This is a genomic window from Mucilaginibacter sp. P1_D10, from assembly GCF_056406215.1.
On sequence record NZ_JBFUAP010000003.1, the window covers coordinates 246,679 to 266,616 of the forward strand.

A 19,938-nucleotide genomic window follows, 5' to 3' on the forward strand; every position below is an offset into this window, starting at 1 on the left:
AATGAGCATCAAGAAAATATACGCGCTTTTCATAGCCCTTGCCGCCTATGCGCTACAGGGCCATGCGCAAACCAGGATCGCTTTCGTGCAGCAGGAAGTTGCCCGCAAGCCCGTTACCACTACTTACGCATTCAGCTTGCTTTCGCTTACGGATAAGCAGACCACCCGGGTGTACCTTGACGGCTTCGGCCGTACGGTGCAAACTATAGGCGTGCAGGCCAGCCCCGCACAGAACGATATGATACAGCCTGTGGTTTACGATGCTCTGGGCAGGAAGATCAAAGGCTATTTGGGCTACGCCGGGCAAAGCACCGATACGATAGGCCGCTACCGCAGCAATGCGCTCACTGCCCAGCGCAGCTTCTACAACAACACCTCGCAATATCTGATAGCCAGGGATACCAATGCCTTCGTCCAGCAGGTGTACGAGAGCAGCCCGCTGCAAAGGCCGCTGAAATCGGGTACGGTAGGCGTAGGTTTCCAGCCCACCGGCAGCCAGCATTTCAAAACGGCGAGTTACCGCAGCAACAACACCACGCAGGACGGCAACATCCTGCTATGGAATACCGACGGCACGCTGACGGCAAGCACCTATTACGCCGCCAACACCTTATCGGTTACAGAAGCGATGGATGAGGATTCGGCCAAGGTGATTACCTATACCGACCCGGCCGGGCATACCGTGCTCAAGCGCCAGAAGCTGGATAGCGGCAACCTGGATACCTATTATATTTACAACAACGGCGGGGCCATCAGCTACATCGTGCCGCCCAAGGCCCTGGCCCTATTACTCGCCAATTCCAGCTATACGCTGGCTACCACGCCACTCAGCAATCTTGTATTCAAATACACCTATGATGGGCGCGGGCGCGTCATCAGCAAGAAGGTGCCGGCTAAAGGGACGAGCTATATGGTGTATGATCCGCTCGGCCGCCCCGTGCTGACACAGGATGCCTTGCAGGCGGTAGCCAACAAGTGGAGCTACATAAAATACGATGCCAAGGGCAGGCCGGTAGCCACAGGCATCTACCTGGACAATACCACCAGCCCCACTTCGCACATCGGGCAAGCCAATATGCAGGCCTACGTAAACACGCTGAGCTATACCACCTGGTACGAGAGCCGCAGTGGTACCCTTACCAATAATGGCTATTATACCAATAACGTTTTCCCCACTACTAACCTTACGCCGCTGGCATACAGTTATTACGACGATTACGACCTGAACCAGGATGGCAATGACGATTTCTTTTACGCAAAGCAAAGCGATACCGCCTTGCCGGGCGAAGATAGCGTTACCCGTGCCAGGCTAAAAGGGGTACCCACTATTACCGCTAAGGCACTGCTTGCGCAACCCGGCACCTCCATCGAGAATTACTGGCTCACCACGGCTACTTTTTACGATAACCGCCTTAACCCCATACAGGTTCGCAGCAATAACCACCTGTATCACCCCGGCGATACCGTGCTTACCGATGTAAAGACCGTAACGCCCAGTTTTGCGGGCGTGCCGCAGGCAAGCAAAGTGCGCAAGCAATATGGCGCGAGCGGATCGGTTACCGTGTACACCTATATGACGTACGACCATATGTACCGTGTTACCGATATCAGCCAGAAGTACAACACCGGCAGCAAGACCTCGGTCGCGGCCTACAGCTACAACGAGATTGGGCAGGTCATCAAAAAGAACCTTGGCTACGTGAGCGCGGGGGTATGGCTACAGAATCTGGACATGCGTTACAGCATACGGGGGCAGCTGCTATCTATCAATAACAGCAAGCTGGCCAGCGATACAGGCAGGACCAACAACGACATCAATGATGTATTCGGCATGCAGATGGTGTACGACCAGTACGATGCTAAGCTGAACAACCGGCCCCGCTATAACGGCATGCTAACGGGTGTGAAATGGATGAACAAGGACGGCAGTGGCGGTAGCAGCTACGAACGCGCCTACCGCTATTTCTACGACCGCATCGGGCGCGATACCGCAGCCATATACGCCGAACGCACTACCTCCGGAACGGGCAACTTCAGCGTGACGCACGGCTGGGACGAGAACCGCATCACCTACGATGAAGGAGGCAATATCCTGACGATGTTCCGCGACAGTACCTCGCAGGGCAGCGGCGGGCATACGCCGATAGACAACCTTACCTACGCCTATGATAGCAGCAGCCCCAACCGCCTGCTTTCTGTAACGGACGGCAGCGGCAGCGCCTATACCAACAGCGGCTTTCGCAACCGCACGGGCAGCACCGGCAACTACACGTACGATGCGAACGGCAACCTTACCGCCGACCCATATAAAGGCATAAGCAGCATCAGCTATAATGCCATTAATCTTACGTTCAAACTTAGCTTTTCGGCTAACCGGTATATCTACTTTAATTACGACGCCGGCGGGCAACTGATACGGAAACAGCAGTACGACAACGTTAGCGGTGTGGCCACGCTAATCAAGACCACCGATTATATAGACGGCTTCGTATTCGAAGGCAGCGCCTTGCAATACTTCCCGATGCCTGAAGGGAGGGTGATATACTCCGGCGGCACGTTTACGCGCGAATTCATCATTACCGACCAGCAAGGGAACGCACGCATCAGCTTCAACAACACCGGCACAGGCGGCACCGTCAAGGTGGTGCAGGAGAACAGCTACTACGCCTATGGGCTGGTAATGCCGGGCGGCACGGTAACAAGCGGAAGCAATAAAAAGCTCTACAACGGCGGCAGCGAATGGCAGAACGATTATGCGAACCTGCCAGATTATTACCAAACTTTTTTCCGAAATTACGACGCTGCTTTGGGCCGCTGGGTAGCAGTAGACCCGATACCGGAATCCGCGATAGATTTGAGCCCTTACCAGTATGGGAACAATAATCCGGTGATGTTTAATGACCCCCTTGGGGATAAAGTACAGACGGAAATCGACAATTCGTCGAGCTATTATCCCTGGTCGGGGCATCAAAGTATATTCGGGTCGAATATTTCACCGGATATGCGGCAGGATGGTGAACTCTACTCACAAGGCCGCGGCGGAGGGAATTACTCTGCCGTATGGACCGACAGACTGCGAGGCGTAGGTTCCAACACGGATGATATTGTTCTTGCGCTGGAGACAGAGCAAATTGTGTACCGAGACGGACAAGGAGGAAGTTTTGTCGTGGCAGGTTACGGCTACTATAACGGTCAGCATGAGTCAATAACCGGTTCAAATGGTCAGGATATAGGGAATTGCTATCCTATATTTGTATTTCAGGCGGCTGCAGGGTTAGGTGGTAATGCAGCTGGTACGTATAAAGAGGGGTGGTTTCCTGGCAAGGGCGCAATTGATTTTTTGCAGGGTTTTACCGCTTCCGGTCAAAGTGATCTTAACGCTCGGTCCTCTTGGGCAGGCTACATGAGTGCAGAAGGAACGATGATTAATTTGGGACTGAGGCAAAGCGCTAAGACTGTCGGTATTGGTCGCATAGCAAGGGCAGAAGTATTAAGAGATGCTTTACATGCAAATGTAGCGGGATATGCACTGGGTACTATAAGTATAGGGTTCACGCTTTACGAAGATTCGCAAAGAAAACAAGGGATTACTGCCGGAACTTGGGTGAAAAGTACGATTTACAGTTTAGAAATGGCCTTTCCAGTAGCTGGATTGGCATATGCGGCATTTGATTTGGGTGTAGGTGTTTTTACTGGCAAGACAATAACAGAGCGTATAGGCGATGGAGTAGATAATGTTATTAATCATAATTGAAAATGTTTTTTGACTATATTTTTTATAGAACAACTCAATTTTTTTTTAATAGAAGCGGAAGAAGGGGACTACCGGCTATTTCTGTTATTTCGGTGTCTCAAGGATTGACTATTGGAATTGCTATCAACTTAATAGCGAATGTTGTTATCGAGAAAACAACCAGAGAGATACATTTCAGGGATTTTGGGTACGTTGGAGCAACAATATTCGCTTTGCTCTTTTATATTAATTACCGAAAGTATGGAGGAAAGTATAATGAGTTGAGGTTTAAGTGGAAAGATGAAAATCCTGCAAAAAGATTTTACAAGGGTATTTTAGTGATAATCATATTGATTCTTCCTCCCGTTATTTTTACAATAGTAAGCAACTCTACTCATTAATGTTCCCACAGTATGAAATAATAGGTTTTTTTATGGTACAGGAGATGGTTCATTGTGAGCGTATCCCAAAGTGTGTGACAAAATGTGTGACATTTGGGGAAACGGTCTAACAGAACTGCGCGATGAATTTGATTTTTCCTTGCGTTATTAATGACTAATAATGAAGGTTAATATCAAAAGGGCTTGCGCGCTGGCGGAGACAGGGGCTTTGTATTTTCAACCTAATAGCTTTTTAAAATTACTAAAAACTAAAGATTGCACTTCTGCTTTATCTCTTTTTAGCACATTACTGATAGCCTTTAACGTAAATTCTAAAGACTGCAACCTTGTTTTTATTTCTCGTCAAATGTAAAAGGTGCATCTGTTTCTGTGAGCAGTTTTTCGATAGGAATTAGTTTCAACATTTCTGCTCCAATATTACCCAACCTGGCGCGTGAGTATCGGCATTGGGTAAGTTATGCGACTAGCGCTCAAACTTGCCGGCGGCACGTTTACTCAACTTGGCGCGAATATGCACCGCAGGGCAAGGCGGGTTAGTACTCGTACCTAAGCTTGCAAGGTACGAGTTAGTTGAAGAACGTATATTTTAGCTTAACCTGGGCTTCGCAGCAGGGATTGAAAGGGGAAGCCGCCAGCGCGGTTGGTTAAGTGGCAGAAAGCGCGGCCGAAGCGCTCCCTACAGCCGTTGGGACGGCCAAGCCCGGCCCCGATGAATATCGAGGACTGCCATGATACTATTTCAGCGTGACACATGGCCGGGACGAGAACCGCATAACCTACGACGAAGGGGGCAACATCCTGACGATGTCCGCGACAGTACCTCGCAGGGTAGCGGGGGGCACACGCCGATAGACAACCTCACTTACAATTACGATAGCAGCAACCCCAACCGCTTGCTTTCCATTACGGACGGTACCGGCAGCGCCTATACCAACAGCGGCTTCCGCAACCGCACAGGCAGTACCGGCAACTACACGTACGATGCCAACGGCAACCTTACCGCCGACCCATACAAAGGCATAAGCAGCATCACCTATAATGCCATAAACCGCACCTTCAAGCTCAGCTTTTCGGCTAGCCGGTATATCTATTATATGTACGACGCCGGCGGGCAACTGATACGGAAACAGCAGTACGACAACGTTGGCGGTGTGGCCACGCTAATCAAGACCACCGATTATATAGACGGCTTCGTATTCGAAGGCAACGCCTTGCAATACTTCCCGATGCCGGAAGGCAGGGTGATATACTCCGGTGGTACTTTTACGCGCGAATACATCATTACCGACCAGCAAGGCAATGCCCGCATCAGCTTCAACAACACCGGCACAGGCGACACCGTAAAGGTGGTGCAGGAGAACAGCTACTACGCCTACGGGCTGGTAATGCGCGGCGGCACGGTTACCAGCGGCAGCAACAAGAAGCTCTATAACGGCGGCAGGGAGTGGCAGAACGATTATGCTAACTTGCCCGATTATTACCAAACTTTTTTCCGAAATTACGACGCTGCTTTGGGCCGCTGGGTAGCCGTAGACCCGATACCGGAATCCGCGATAGATATAAGTCCGTATCAATACGCTGCCAATAACCCGGTGATGATGAATGATCCGCTGGGCGATAAAGCACAGACGGAAATTGACAATTCGTCTAGTTATTACCCTTGGGCGCCGCATCAAAGTATCTTTGGGTCGAATATTTCCCCGGAGATGCGATTGCAAGGAGAGATGTACGCTGTTATGGGTGGCGTGGGAAGAGCTGGCGGTGGGGGAGATTATAGTGCGTTTTGGAGTGGTGCATTAGGTTACCTTAATGACGCGATAGCTGCATTGGGGGCGAACAATGGTGCAAGTGTCTCGAACGCGATGTTAGCATGGGGGGCCAGGCAGGAGAATGCGTACAGTTTAGGGCTTGTAAATTCAGACGGCACCCCCATGGGAACTACCGGCTTTAGCGGTGGGCAGGAAGATTTATTTCCTTTTAATGTACTTTCTGCAGGGGGTGATTTCTATCGGGGTGCAATGATGCATCTGACGGGAAATAATTTGCCTTTAAATGAAGGCAAGGAAAAAAATAAGCAGTATATGAATACTTGTGTTTTTTATTCAATTGCGGTTGCGGCGAGATACTACGGTAAAAAAGTTGATGGACTCGATTTAGTATACAATTTTAAAATTAATGGAAAAACTATCACTAATGACATGGCAAATACACTTGAGGCGGGAGGACTATCAAATGACCTTAGGATTTCGGCATATAAACAATATCTAAAAGGATATAATTCCTCGGATGTTAGATCGGCAATTGCAGATGGAAATCCAGTTTTGGGAATTTTTAGACCAGAGGGCGCGGCTATGAATCACCAAGTTCTTATTACAGGATTAGGCTTCAATGGAAGTTATACATTTTACAATACTGCAACTGATAGGTATGAATCTCAGCCATCGTCTGTGTTTATTTACACATTTGTTGTAACTGGTGCACGTTAAATCAATCAAAATGAAAAATAAATTTATCCTCACAATCTTTTTAATTTTTTTCTTCGGTTTAGCCATAGCGTTTGCCAAAATCGTCTTTAATCATAATCCAAAAGAATTCAAGAAAATGTTATTTATTGTTGTTTTCCCCGACAAGCCGCCAGTTATTACGAGGAATAATTTTATTGATCCCTCCGACAGAGAGTATTTAAAAAATTTGAATATTTCTGATGAGCAAATAGTGAGTCGAGATTTGGAAACAACAATCATTATGGTAATGAAAATTAAGCGCAACGTGCACCCATTAACGTTGGTTGACGTTTGTAAAAAATATAAAATTGATAAAAAGTACTGGAGTTTAAAGGTTAAATATAATGGCGAAATCTTAGATGATCCTGAAACAATGCTAATTTCAACAAATCAAATCCAATCTGTTAAAATGGAAACAATTGGTTTTAATCAATTCATTAATATCGTCGGTGTCGATTTTGGACAAATACAGAAAATAAGGCAAGATCAAAAAAAAGGGCCGACAATTGGTGAGATTACTTATTAGCCAACTTAGCGTGATATACTGATTAAGTAACCTACGTTGGCTTACGCGTACCGCGTGTGTTTAGCCTCCATTCGCAGGAGGGATTGAAAGGGGAAGCCGCCCGCGCGGGGCTTGAGGGGCAGATAGGGCGGCCGAAGCGCAGCGTAGCCCGGCAAAGCCCGGCCCGCTTCTATCAGTGGGACTGCCATGATAATATTTTACCGTGACGCACGGCGTTCCTGAAGACCACAAATTAATAAAGCAAGCTAAACCTTAATTGAAAATAAAATTCAGAGGGGTGCCACGAGGGGCACTAAAAGAAATCGAATAGCAATAGTCTGAACCCTAAGATAGAAATAAAATCAAAGGGGGCTACAAAACAACGCGGTAGGTTTAGGGGTTATCCTGTTATTAAACAGCAGACCAATAAACACCACATCATATGAAAAATTTTGAAACGTTAGTGGATGCCACTAACGACCTCACCAAACGCGGTTACGAAGCCAACCTTAGCCTGGAGGGCGACACCATAGACGATAAAGACAAAAATATACACATGGCGGCCGATGAATTCGAGATAGACGAGTTCTACCGTTTCGAGGGGCAGAGCAACCCTTCGGATATGTCCATCGTGTACGCCATCAGCTCCGAAAAGTATAACCTGAAAGGTATTTTAATAAACGCTTATGGCACTTATGCTAACGATAGCTCATCGGCCATAGAAGCTAAATTGCACCATAAACAGGTAAGCACCCACCTACACGGCAGCGACAGGCCGGTGGAATAGGGGGAAGTGGCAGTTTTGTAGTGGCAGTAGCAGGTCTTAGTAGCAGTATAGAGTTACGCAATTGCTACCGCTACCGCCACTGCTACTGCTACTGCTACTGCTACCGCAACTGCCTAACCCCTCCCCAACGCTGCCAGCAGCTTCTTTCCCCTTACTTGTATAGCAGGCCCGCTGTTGCGCATCAGAAACTCCATTTGGTTGGCCAGCTCTTCTGCAATCCAGTCGTACCGTTCGCTTAAGTTAAACAGGGCATCGGCAGCAAATATTTTTACGGCGGGTTTTACTTTAGGGTGTATTATCCAATCGAAAAACTCGTCTACGGTATCTTCCAGATCAATCTCCCCTAAGGCTTTCTTCACAACATCCGGTGCTTTGGTGCTGGTCATAAACATCATGATGCGGGCGTAATGGCGTTTGCAGCTTTCGTTGTTTACCTCCTTGATGCGCGAGAGGAAATATTTAAGATTTACCGAGTAACGGGCAATGTCGCTCAGCATCACACTATCCAGCAACCACATGGCACGGAAGCCAAGGGTTTTATCGGTATGGAAGGTAAGGTCAATCAGGGCGTCAACGTCCAAACTCTCTTCATTTACGATAGCCGTTAACTTAGCAATTTTGGTTTTGCCAAAGGTTTTATAAAGCTCTTGTATAAGTTGGTCTTGGCTGAGCATGGGGTTGGTGTTTGTCTGAACTCGAATTTTTCGTGTTTAATTTTCTTTATAGGGTACTCAAGAGGGCTACGCCGTTTTAAAGAATTAGACGAATTAGTCGAATTTACATGCAAGCTATCAGAATTTCGCCAATTTTAGAAATTCTTAAACTGCCAAACATCCCGAAGAATACGTCGCGGTCTAAAAATTAAAATCGTGAAGAGAAAATGGGACGATGGACAATCTTATTAAAAATGGCCAATTTTGGAGCCTTTTTTGCAGATGGATAAACCGGTCCGAAAACGGCCAATTTTTTGATGGAAAAGCGCGAAAAACATCCCTTTTTTTATGCTATAAATAGAAAAATACGGAAATTTTAGCAAGTGAATTTGGCGGTTTGATAAAAGATTGCGTCGCAAATGGTCTCTTGCGGGTTAGTTACGCCAAGGTCAAAAAATGAAACTTTACAACATTCAAACGTTCCAACCTTTCAACATTCCAACAACTTATTATACATTTGTCCGGTTAAATATTTGTTATTACATGGTTAAATTCAACCGGTTCACGCTGGATAATGGCCTCCGGGTTATTGTCCACGAAGATAGTACAACGCCCATGGCAGTGCTTAACATCCTTTACGATGTGGGCGCACGCGACGAAGACCCCGAGCAAACCGGCTTCGCACACCTGTTTGAGCACCTGATGTTCGGCGGTTCGGTAAACATCCCCAACTACGATGGTCCCCTGCAACGTGTTGGCGGTGAGAACAATGCGTTCACCAGCAACGATATCACCAACTATTATATCACCCTGCCATCGGCCAATATCGAGACCGCCTTTTGGCTGGAGAGCGACCGCATGTTAAGCCTTGCCTTCAGCAAAAAAAGCCTGGAAGTGCAGCGTAATGTGGTGATAGAGGAGTTTAAGCAACGCTACCTTAACCAGCCTTACGGGGATGTATGGCTAAAGCTGCGCCCTATGGTGTATAAGCAGCACCCGTACCGCTGGGCAACCATCGGCAAAACCATCAAACATATCGAAGATGCTCGTATAGAGGATGTTAAGGCCTTCTTTAAAAAGCATTACAACCCGCAAAACGCCGTTATGGTAGTAGGCGGCGATGTGAAAACCGAGCAGGTAAAACAGCTGGCCGAAAAATGGTTCGGCCCAATACCGGCGGGGGAGAAGTACGTACGTAACTTGCCTATTGAGGCCCCGCAGCAAGAGGAACGCCGCGATACGGTTACAGCCAAAGTGCCTCTAAATGACCTATATATCGCTTTTCAGATGGAAGGTAGGTTGGATAGCAGCTTCCACGCGGTGGATCTGATGTCGGATATCTTGTCGCGCGGCAACTCTTCCAGGCTTTATAAAAGGTTGGTAAAGGATAAGCAATTGTTCAGCGAGGTGCATGCCTACATCACCGAAAGTATGGATAAAGGCATGTTTGTGATGCAGGGAAAACCGATAGAGGGCGTTGCGATAGAGGACGCAGAGGCTGCCCTTTGGCAGGAGCTGGAGATACTGAAAAATGAAGAAGTGCCTGCAGATGAGCTTACTAAAGTAAAAAACAAAACCGAATCGATAAAAGCGTTTTCGGAGATGTCGCTTTTGGATAACGCCATGAACCTGGCTTTTTACGAGCTGATGGGCGATGCGGATAACCTTAACTACGAAACAGATAAGTACCTGGCGGTAACTTCGGCAGATATTAAGGAGCAGGCTAATAAATTGTTCCGGAAAGACAATTCTTCAACGCTGGTTTACCTGGCGGAGAAGGCCGAATCTGAATTATCTGAATTGTCTGAATCAGAATTTTCAGAATTAAAGAATTAACAGAATTGCCAAACCGTAATTTGTCGAATTTAAAGAGTTATGAAACCTCGTTGATTCCCTAAAATTCGAGTTCAGACAGAAAAAATATTCAATGATAAAACTTGATAGAAAATCTCCTCCCCAATTCAACGGAGTGGAGAACATAGCCTTAATAAAGCCTGAGCACATAAAACTGGCGAACGGCTGCGATGTTTACGCCTTCAATTCGGGCGGGCAGGATTTGCTGCGTATAGAATGGATATTCAACAACCTCCGTTTCAATCCGGCTAAGCCATTGCTCAATGTGGCCACCAATACCATGCTTGCCGATGGTACCGGCAGCATGACAGCCGCGCAAATTGCCGACCATATAGATTTTTACGGTGCCTTTTTGCAGGTTGATTACAGCTACGATCAATCGCAGGTTACGCTTTATACGCTAACCAAACACCTGGCCAGCACGCTGCCAGTGATTAAGGATATCATCACCAATTCGATTTTCCCGCAAAAAGAACTGGATACCTTTGTGCGCAACCAGCAGCAGAAACTGCAGGTGAGCCTGCAAAAGAACGATTTTGTGGCCCGCCGCATTTTCAATAAGGCCCTCAATGGCGCTACCATCTACGGCTTGGCGGCTCAACCCGAAGATTTCCAGAGCCTTACGCGCGATGATTTGCAGGCGCATTTCAAAGAAATGTACCAGCCTGCCAATTGTACCGTCATCGTGGCCGGCAAGGTGAATCACGAAGCCCTGGAATTGTTGACAGGCACCTTTGAAAACGATTGGGAAAACCAGCCAGCCGTAGCCGATATCATGCAGCCCGCGCTGGAACCATCTGCGGAAAGGTTTTTTTATACGGAGAAACCCGGGGCCCTGCAATCGGCCATACGTATCGGTACGCCGTTCATCAATCGTTCGCATCCCGATTTTCCGGCTATGCAGGTACTCAACACCGTTTTGGGCGGCTACTTCGGGTCGAGGCTGATGGCCAACATCCGCGAGGATAAGGGCTATACCTACGGCATCGGCTCGGGTATCAGTTCATTCAAACAAAGCGGCTCGTTCTTCATCGCATCAGAAGTTGGAGCAGATGTTTGCCATTCTGCGGTTAGCGAAATAGCGAAAGAGGTAAACCTGCTGAAAACCGATTTGATACCCGACGATGAACTATCGCTGGTGCGCAACTTTATGCTCGGCTCGCTTTTAGGCAGCCTGGAGAATATTTTGTCGCATGCCGATAAATTCAAGAACCTCCATTTCGCAGGCCTGGATTACGATTATTACGACCGCTACACTTCGGCTGTAAAGAACGTTACATCTGAAGAACTGAAAGCACTTGCCAACAAGTATTGGGATTTTAACAGTTTTTATAAAGTGGTGGTAGGGAAATATTAAAGACAAATGTGCAGATTCCAGATTTCAAATGTGCAGAAGACGCCGTTATTGATTGCAGATGAGTTTCATCAAACCAATGTCATATCATCTGCACATCTGAAATCTGCACACCTGCACATCCAATAATCATTTGCATATCTGCACATCTGTATGTATCTTTGCCCGGCAAATAATAACTCCAAAATAATTATTTGCTATGCAGTTAGACCCATCTAAATTTGTTGCCGAAGGATTAACTTACGACGACGTTTTACTACTCCCCGCTTATTCTGAAGTATTACCGCGCGAAGTTAACACGAGTACTTTTTTAACAAAGGCTATCCGTTTAAACATCCCCATCATATCGGCAGCGATGGATACCGTTACCGAAGCCGGTTTGGCTATTGCCATAGCCCAGGCAGGCGGTATTGGCATGCTGCACAAAAACATGACCATACAGCAGCAGGCCGATGAGGTACGCAAGGTAAAACGATCTGAAAGCGGGATGATACAGGACCCGGTTACTTTGCTGGAAGATGCCCTGCTGTCGGATGCGTTCAACATCATGCGCGAATACAGCATCGGCGGTATCCCGGTTATCGATGCAGAGCATAAATTGAAAGGCATCATCACCAACCGCGATTTGCGTTTCCAGAAGGACATGAGCGTCAAGGTTACCGAAGTGATGACCAAAACCAACCTCATTACAGCCCCGGAAGGTACCGACCTTACCGAAGCAGCCAATATATTGCAAGCCAACAAAATTGAAAAGCTGCCCGTGGTAAATGCCTACGGCACATTGGTAGGTTTGATTACTTATAAAGATATCCAAAAAGTAAAGAACTTCCCTAACGCCTGTAAGGACCAATACGGCCGTTTGCGCGTTGGTGCAGCAGTTGGTGTCGCCTCAGATAATATCGACCGTGTAACGGCTTTATACAACGCCGGTGTGGACGTAGTGACGGTTGATACCGCGCACGGCCACTCTAAAGGCGTTATCGACATGGTAAAGGCTGTAAAAGCCCTTTATCCAACGTTACAGGTAATAGCCGGCAACATCGCCACCGCTGAGGCCGCCCTTGCCCTCGCCGATGCCGGTGCCGATGCCGTGAAAGTAGGTATTGGTCCCGGTTCTATCTGTACCACACGTATCATTGCAGGGGTGGGCGTACCGCAACTGTATGCCGTTTACGAATGCGCCAAAGCGCTCGAAGGCCGTGGCATCCCCGTTATTGCAGATGGCGGTATCAAACAAACAGGCGATATCGTAAAAGCAATCGCAGCCGGTGCAAGCTCTATTATGGCAGGTTCGTTATTTGCTGGTGTGGAAGAATCACCGGGCGAAACCATCATCTACGAGGGTCGTAAATTTAAATCTTACCGCGGTATGGGTTCTGTAGAAGCTATGGCCAAAGGTTCAAAAGATCGCTATTTCCAGGATGAGACCGACGTGGTAACCAAGCTGGTACCCGAAGGCATCGTAGGCCGCGTGCCATTCAAAGGCAATATGGCCGAAGTGATATTCCAGTACATAGGCGGTTTACGTGCCGGTATGCACTACTGCGGTGCTGCCAACATCGAAGACCTGCAACGCGCCAAGTTCGTACGCATTACCGCAGCAGGTATGCGCGAAAGCCATCCGCACGATATCACGATCACTAAAGAAGCACCGAATTATACGAGATAAAAGATAAGGTTTATGAGCGACGATGAGGTTATAATTGACGACGAAAAAAGAGCAATGCTCAAACGCAAAACCATTATTTGGAGCAGCACCCTGGTGGTGCTTGTCTGGTTTTTCTTTTGGGGAGTGCCTATCAATTATATGAAATCGATGCTTACTTTTTTGGCTATCCTTGCCTCAATATGTATTACGGTGTGTTTTTTAATGACGTATTTTGGCGTGACCTTTTTTTTATTTCCAAAGAAGAAAGACAATCCTAACGAAGGTTATATCATTTTTGCCATCATCATGATTATGTTCTTTGGTACAGGAGTGATGATGATTGTTCAGGAGATAGGCCGCGAGAATAAAGAACTTGCTAAATACGGCGAAATAACAGAAGCAACTGTGACCGATGGCAATGCGTTTGCAGCAGGTAGGCTCGACCTCTCGAAAATCAAATTGGTTTTTATTATGGCCAATGGCGAAGAATATACCGTCGACGAAAAAATACCTTACAAAGTGTTCAATAACTTTTACGCTGGCCAAAAATTTAACATCATCTATTCTACAAAGCACCCAACTATTGTAGAAGTGTTGTACCGGCAGCAGGAGTTAGATAAGTATAGAAAGATAATTCAGGAACGGAAACAGTGATATATCCCGCCACAGCTTAGGGCTAAATATTCAATAAACAAAAAGAGGGATTCAAAATGATATCCCTCTTTTTGTTTCCGATATCCTTATTTATTATCGCCGAATCCGGCCTTAGGGCCTAATCCCGCTGCAGCAGCGAGTTTCAAGGCCTGGTCTTCTGTAAAGCCCTCTTTTACCAGTGCATCAAAATATTGCTTATTTAACTTAGCCAACTCCGCCAGTTTGCCCGGCTCTTTGTAATAGCTTATTTGGGCATCCATCATACTTTTAATCATCGTTTTGTACATGTTGCCTATGCCGGCATCGCCGCCCAAGCCGCCGAAAAGGTTGTTGCCGCCTTCGGATACGTCGCTCCCTTGCGAAAGATCCGGGGACCCTCCTCCCGGTGCTGTTATCCTTATATCGGTAATGATGTTGCCGTCGGCTGTTTGCTCCTTAAGGCTCACGTTATAAAAATTGAAGAAGGCTACGCCATCGGTACGCAGCCCGGCGCGTTCAATAACATCTATTACCTTGGCATTCGCCGGTATTTTTTTGAAGTACACTTTAAACATTACGGTTTGCCCTTCCTGGGTAAAGATATGCCTCTTAGCAGGCGCAACAGCTATGCCTTCAGATTTTACATATTCGTAACGCTTATTGTCCACGTCGGTTTGCAGGTAAATTTCCTTGTTCAAAACCGCCCAGGCGCTATCACTGCTTGCAGTTACCTGTATTTGTACCATCGAGTACAATTTGTCGGTTTGTATCAGTACGATTTTGGCATTTGGGTCGTCTTGCGAACCAATTTTAGGGTTAGCAATGTTTTGCGCAAGCGATGTAAGGCAAAACAGTATCAGCGCGGCTGAGAAGGATAGGTGTTTTTTCATTTAGATTGTGGTTTATATAATAGCGTAAGTTTAGGTTGGCGGATTAGTTAATGCAATAGATAAAACCCGCAAAATAATGGATGATATAATTTATGCTTCGAATTTAGGGTTTTAATCCGTCGAAACCCTTTTACTATTATATTTACCGTCATGAAATCCCTCTGTGTATTTTGCGGTGCCAACTTCAATGGCGACCCTGTTTTGAAGCAATCCATCAACCAACTGGCCGAGATAATGGTTAGCCGCGGTATCGAACTGATATATGGCGGCGGCAACGTTGGTGTAATGGGCCTGCTGGCCGATGCGATAATGTCTCGTGGCGGTAGGGTTATTGGCATCATCCCGCAGTTTTTGATGGATAAGGAGGTAGGGCACAAGGGGATTACCGAGTTGCGCATCGTAAAGAACATGCACCAACGCAAGCAATTGATGAATGACCTGTGTGATGCCATCGTAATGCTTCCCGGCGGTTTCGGCACGCTGGAAGAATTTTTCGAAGTGCTAACCTGGCTGCAGCTGGGCCTGCACAACCACCCGGTAGGCATACTGAACACCAATGGTTTTTACGATAGTCTGCTACAGCAAATGGATGTGATGGTTGAGCAGCGTTACCTCAAGCCCGCCAACCGGGCATTGGTGCTCAGCTCTGCCGACCCGGTAGAACTCATCAACCTGATGGATGCAATTGATATTGCACCCGATGAAGTTTGGTTCAGGGACAGGAATTTAACGTAAGTTCAGTTGGCAGTAGCGGTAGGCAGTTGGCAGTAAAAAAAGCCAACTGAGTACTGCACACTGAGGACTGCCTACTGCAAACTGGCAACTGCCTACTGCGGCCCCGTCTTTACATACATCCTAACCCGATGCGTGGGCATAATGCTTACAATGCCGTTGACTTCCTGCTTGTTGGATAGCACGATATACATCTCCACCAATACGCCATCCTTGCCAAAACTATCTTTCCGCTGAAACCGGCCTGTTTCTATCAGCGCTTTATCATCAAGCGAGCCTGTTGTTTCCGGCTTGCCGAAAATTGCCTCAGCCTGCTTTTGGATGGATAAATAATGATCGATATAGGGTTGCAAGGCAGTTAAAGGCTGTTTTATTGCTTCGCGATTATTGGCGAAATTGGTATCATCCCATTCGTATAAAACCTGGTTGAGGGTAGAATCTGTTCCATTAGGAAAATAGTACACCAGCAAATCGGGCAGCGATTGTTGTTTGCGGCGATATACCTCTGGTTGACCTATATGGGGGCCGCTGAGAAAGGTGGTTGTTAATTCAATAGGTATGCCGTTTGCCCCTTTTTCAAAGCCGCGGGCATACGCCAGTGTTTTTCCTTTGATATCAAATGTGTATTGGGCGTAGGAGTTGGCGGCGAAACAAATTAAAAGAAATATCAATAGAGCGGTTCTCTTCATAATCAACACGAATTTCATCAATTGGGTTTATTGTGGACAATTGGTAAATCAAAATTAATGTAATTAGTCCCATTCGCGCAATTCGTGCCCATTAATTTGTTATGCATGCATAGATTTGCGTTTATTTTCCTAACATTACCATACCTATTATAAGCACGTATATGGATTTGGAATTTAATAAGAATGAGGATGTTAATAAGCAACTCGTTTACGAATTTAACACCCGGCTAAAAAAGATATACCTGGGCGGCGGCGAAAAAGCTGCCGCCAAACAAAAAGAAAAAGGCAAGATGCTTGCCCGCGAGCGCATAGCATACCTGTTGGATGATGATAAACCCTGGCTGGAGATAGGTGCCTTTACCGCAGATGGCATGTATGCCGAGCACGGCGGCTGCCCAAGCGGCGGCGTGGTTTGTGGCATTGGCTATGTAAGCGGGAGGCAATGCGTTGTTGTTGCTAACGATGCCACAGTAAAGGCCGGCGCTTGGTTCCCCATTACTGCCAAGAAGAACCTGCGCGCGCAGGAAATAGCGATGGAAAACCGACTGCCCATCATCTACCTGGTAGATTCGGCAGGGGTGTATTTGCCTTTGCAGGACGAGATTTTCCCGGATAAAGAGCATTTCGGCCGCATCTTTCGCAATAACGCGCAGATGAGCAGTATGGGCATCATCCAGATAGCGGCCATCATGGGTTCTTGCGTGGCCGGCGGGGCGTATCTGCCGATCATGAGCGACGAGGCGATGATCGTTGAGGGGACAGGTTCGGTTTTTTTGGCGGGCTCTTACCTGGTAAAATCGGCGATAGGCGAGGAAGTGGACAACGAAACCCTGGGCGGCGCCACCACCCAATGCGAGATAAGCGGCGTAACCGATTATAAGCATCCCAACGATAAGGCCTGCCTCGATTCTATCCGCAACATCATGAACAAAGTGGGCGATTACGCTAAAGCCGGCTTCGACCGGATAAAACCATCAGCCCCCAAGCTTAACGAAAAAGACATCTACGGCATCCTGCCCGATAACCGGGAGAAAGCCTACGATATGCGCGAGATTATCTTTCGCCTGATAGACGATTCAGCATTCGAGGAATATAAGGCAGGTTATGGTCAATCCATCATTTGCGGCCTCGGCCGGGTGGACGGTTGGGCGGTGGGCATTGTGGCCAATCAACGTAAGGTGATCAAATCTAAAAAAGGGGAGATGCAGTTCGGCGGGGTAATTTACTCCGATAGTGCCGATAAAGCCACCCGTTTTATCATGAACTGCAACCAAAAAAAGATTCCACTGGTGTTTTTGCAGGATGTCACCGGCTTTATGGTGGGCAGCCGCAGCGAACATGGCGGCATTATAAAAGATGGTGCCAAAATGGTGAACGCCGTGGCTAATTCCGTTGTGCCTAAATTCACCATCGTAATAGGCAATTCATACGGTGCAGGCAACTATGCCATGTGCGGCAAGGCCTATGACCCCAGGCTTATCTACGCCTGGCCATCGGCCAAAATAGCCGTAATGGGCGGATCGCAGGCAGCAAAGGTATTGGTGCAGATGCAGGCGGCAGGCCTAAAAGCAAAAGGAGAGGAGGTTGATGATGCCAAGGAGGCTGAACTTCTAAAGCAAACTACCGACCGCTACAACGCCCAAACTACGCCGTACTACGCAGCAGCCAGACTTTGGGTAGATGGCATTATCGATCCGCTGGAAACACGTAAAGTAATATCTATGGGGATAGAAGCCGCCAATCACGCGCCTATTGAAAAAGCCTTTAATGTGGGTATAATACAAACCTAATAGAGGTAGAGACCCCATATTTCGCGTCTTTTTTGTTATTTTACGCTATGCTCACTATCGATATATCAGACCGTACCTACGGCGAATTGTTTGGCACAATTGCAGGATTATACATGCTTGTATTAGGTAATGGCAGACGTGTGCAGTTCAACAAATTGCTCAAAAATGGCATTCGTGTACAAGGGAAGGTTGAAGAGATAAAAATAAAGCGCTGGAGTTGGATCACCAACAACAGGCAGGCAAGGTTTTATCCGGTGATATATTTTAAAACGGTCGACTCGGGGCCTATCTCGGCCGATTACGACCTGTTCGCAAGCAACCCTTCTGTCTATGCACTTGGGGAAGAGGTGGAAGTTGTGTACGATCCGGCTAACCATAAAAACTTTATGGTGGATAATCTTAGCACGAAAACGGTGGCCCCGTTACTGTTGTTGGCAGGGGCCGCCGTTCTTTCCGCCTCGGTAATTTTTTATATCCTCGATCCGGATAGTTATATCCGTTTTTAACGCTCCGCTTTTAAGTTTTAGGGCTTTACTACCCCCTTCCCGGGTACGCTTTCAAGCCTTCGGCTAATACAACCATTGCTTTATTCAGGTCATCGTTGTTGATTACGTAGGCCATGCGCACCTCGTTGGTGCCTGCGCCGGGCGTGCTGTAAAAGCCGGTTGCAGGTGCCATCATCACCGTTTGGTTCTCGTAGCTGAAGCTCTCCAGCATCCACTGGCAAAATTTATCCGCATTATCTATCGGTAACCGCGCTACCACGTAAAAAGCGCCGCCGGGATTGGGGCAGTACACGCCATCGATGTTGTTCAACGCGCTTACCAGCGTATCGCGGCGTTTGGTATATTCGATGTTTACGGCGGTAAAGTACTCGTCGGGTGTATCTACGGCGGCTTCGCCGGCAATCTGTTCAACCATTCCTGCGGATAACCGTGCCTGGGCAAACTTCAGCCCTGTTGCGATAACAGCCTTGTTTTTGGTGATGAGGCAACCAAGGCGCGCGCCACAAGCACTGTAACGTTTACTTACCGTATCCATTACGATCACGTTCTCCTCCAACCCACTCAGGTGCATTGGGGAAATGAAGGTGCGGCCATCATAGCAAAACTCGCGGTAAGCCTCGTCGCTGAATAAGTACAGGTCGTATTTTAATGCAAGCGCCTTCAAGGCCTCCAATTCTTCCCTCGAATACAGGTAACCGGTTGGATTATTGGGGTTGCAAATGATGATGGCCTTCGTTCTTTCGGTAATCAGTTTCTCAAATTCGCTGATAGGGGGCAGGGCGAAGCCATTATCAATGTAGGATAATATCGGTTTTACCACTACGTCGGTTTGGTTGGCAAAGCCGTTGTAATTGGCGTAGAATGGCTCGGGAATGATTACTTCGTCGCCATCGTCAAGGCAGCTGAGCATGGCAATGGTAATGGCTTCAGATCCGCCGGTAGTGACGATGATATTCTCGGGGGCGATATTATAGCCCAGTTTATTGTAGTATTCGGTGAGTTTTTTGCGGTAACTCAGCGTGCCTTCTGATGGGGTGTAGGCCCATACCTTAAAATCGATGTTTTTGATGGCGTTCAGCATGCCCTCCGGGGTTTCAATATCCGGCTGGCCTATGTTCAGGTGATATACTTTCTTGCCTTCCAGCTTAGCTTTATCGGCAAAGGGGGTTAGCTTACGTATTGGCGAGGCAGGCATGCGCTGCCCTTTTTGCGAAATTTTTGGCATGGGGCAAAATTAGTAAAAAAATCATAGCCATATC

At 47.4% G+C, this 19,938-nt stretch carries 15 protein-coding genes; 11 read left to right on the forward strand and 4 right to left on the reverse strand.

Translation table 11 applies throughout. The features are described from left to right. The first annotated feature begins 1 nt into the window (after position 1). From AC1DYT_RS05565 to AC1DYT_RS05580, 4 genes are all read left to right on the forward strand, one after another. Positions 2-3,754 carry a DUF6443 domain-containing protein gene (locus tag AC1DYT_RS05565; protein ID WP_477468652.1) on the forward strand — a complete coding sequence of 1,251 codons (3,753 nt, stop codon included), beginning with the start codon at positions 2-4 and terminating at the stop codon, positions 3,752-3,754. A gap of 1,108 nt (positions 3,755-4,862) precedes the next feature. Then, entirely contained in the window at positions 4,863-6,620 is a 1,758-nt protein-coding gene (locus tag AC1DYT_RS05570; RefSeq protein ID WP_477468653.1) for an RHS repeat domain-containing protein, read from the forward strand. A gap of 10 nt (positions 6,621-6,630) precedes the next feature. After that, positions 6,631-7,164, forward strand: coding sequence for a VHS/ENTH/ANTH domain-containing protein (locus tag AC1DYT_RS05575; RefSeq protein WP_477468654.1), 534 nt, complete (start codon positions 6,631-6,633; stop codon positions 7,162-7,164). A 421-nt stretch (positions 7,165-7,585) separates the two neighbouring features. Then, positions 7,586-7,930: a phosphoribosylpyrophosphate synthetase gene (locus AC1DYT_RS05580; RefSeq protein WP_477468655.1), complete on the forward strand. Its 345-nt coding sequence runs from the start codon at positions 7,586-7,588 to the stop codon at positions 7,928-7,930. Positions 7,931-8,043: 113 nt separating this feature from the next. Here AC1DYT_RS05580 and AC1DYT_RS05585 read toward each other — a convergent pair whose 3' ends face one another. Further along, positions 8,044-8,604, reverse strand: a complete 561-nt coding sequence (locus tag AC1DYT_RS05585) for a hypothetical protein (protein ID WP_477468656.1) — start codon at positions 8,602-8,604, stop codon at positions 8,044-8,046. A 522-nt stretch (positions 8,605-9,126) separates the two neighbouring features. Between AC1DYT_RS05585 and AC1DYT_RS05590 the strand changes: the two genes are divergently transcribed. From AC1DYT_RS05590 to AC1DYT_RS05605, 4 genes are all read left to right on the forward strand, one after another. Next, a complete protein-coding gene (locus AC1DYT_RS05590; protein ID WP_477468657.1) occupies positions 9,127-10,419 on the forward strand; it encodes a M16 family metallopeptidase in 1,293 nt (430 codons plus the stop codon). A gap of 91 nt (positions 10,420-10,510) precedes the next feature. After that, positions 10,511-11,794 (forward strand): M16 family metallopeptidase, encoded by a 1,284-nt coding sequence (locus AC1DYT_RS05595; protein WP_477468658.1) that lies wholly within the window; start codon positions 10,511-10,513, stop codon positions 11,792-11,794. Between the two features lie 196 nt (positions 11,795-11,990). Beyond that, the gene (guaB, locus tag AC1DYT_RS05600) at positions 11,991-13,460 is read left to right on the forward strand and encodes an IMP dehydrogenase (protein ID WP_477468659.1); all 1,470 of its coding nucleotides are present in this window, start codon (positions 11,991-11,993) and stop codon (positions 13,458-13,460) included. A gap of 12 nt (positions 13,461-13,472) precedes the next feature. Then, on the forward strand, positions 13,473-14,093 hold the full coding sequence (locus AC1DYT_RS05605) for a hypothetical protein (protein ID WP_477468660.1): 621 nt from the start codon (positions 13,473-13,475) through the stop codon (positions 14,091-14,093). Between the two features lie 86 nt (positions 14,094-14,179). Here AC1DYT_RS05605 and AC1DYT_RS05610 read toward each other — a convergent pair whose 3' ends face one another. Then, entirely contained in the window at positions 14,180-14,962 is a 783-nt protein-coding gene (locus tag AC1DYT_RS05610) for a hypothetical protein (RefSeq protein WP_477468661.1), read from the reverse strand. A gap of 150 nt (positions 14,963-15,112) precedes the next feature. Here AC1DYT_RS05610 and AC1DYT_RS05615 point away from each other — a divergent pair, with 150 nt between their 5' ends. Then, positions 15,113-15,697 carry an LOG family protein gene (locus tag AC1DYT_RS05615; protein WP_477468662.1) on the forward strand — a complete coding sequence of 195 codons (585 nt, stop codon included), beginning with the start codon at positions 15,113-15,115 and terminating at the stop codon, positions 15,695-15,697. A 92-nt stretch (positions 15,698-15,789) separates the two neighbouring features. On the opposite strand, the gene AC1DYT_RS05620 is transcribed toward AC1DYT_RS05615, so the two are convergent. After that, positions 15,790-16,383: a hypothetical protein gene (locus tag AC1DYT_RS05620; protein ID WP_477468663.1), complete on the reverse strand. Its 594-nt coding sequence runs from the start codon at positions 16,381-16,383 to the stop codon at positions 15,790-15,792. 161 nt (positions 16,384-16,544) lie between these two features. Between AC1DYT_RS05620 and AC1DYT_RS05625 the strand changes: the two genes are divergently transcribed. Together AC1DYT_RS05625 and AC1DYT_RS05630 are read left to right on the forward strand one after the other, a co-directional pair. After that, positions 16,545-18,173, forward strand: a complete 1,629-nt coding sequence (locus AC1DYT_RS05625) for an acyl-CoA carboxylase subunit beta (protein WP_477468664.1) — start codon at positions 16,545-16,547, stop codon at positions 18,171-18,173. 47 nt (positions 18,174-18,220) lie between these two features. Beyond that, positions 18,221-18,679 carry a DUF3592 domain-containing protein gene (locus AC1DYT_RS05630; protein WP_477468665.1) on the forward strand — a complete coding sequence of 153 codons (459 nt, stop codon included), beginning with the start codon at positions 18,221-18,223 and terminating at the stop codon, positions 18,677-18,679. A 28-nt stretch (positions 18,680-18,707) separates the two neighbouring features. Here the strand turns inward: AC1DYT_RS05630 and AC1DYT_RS05635 are convergent, their stop codons facing one another. Continuing rightward, on the reverse strand, positions 18,708-19,904 hold the full coding sequence (locus AC1DYT_RS05635) for a pyridoxal phosphate-dependent aminotransferase (protein ID WP_477468666.1): 1,197 nt from the start codon (positions 19,902-19,904) through the stop codon (positions 18,708-18,710). Positions 19,905-19,938: the final 34 nt, after the last annotated feature.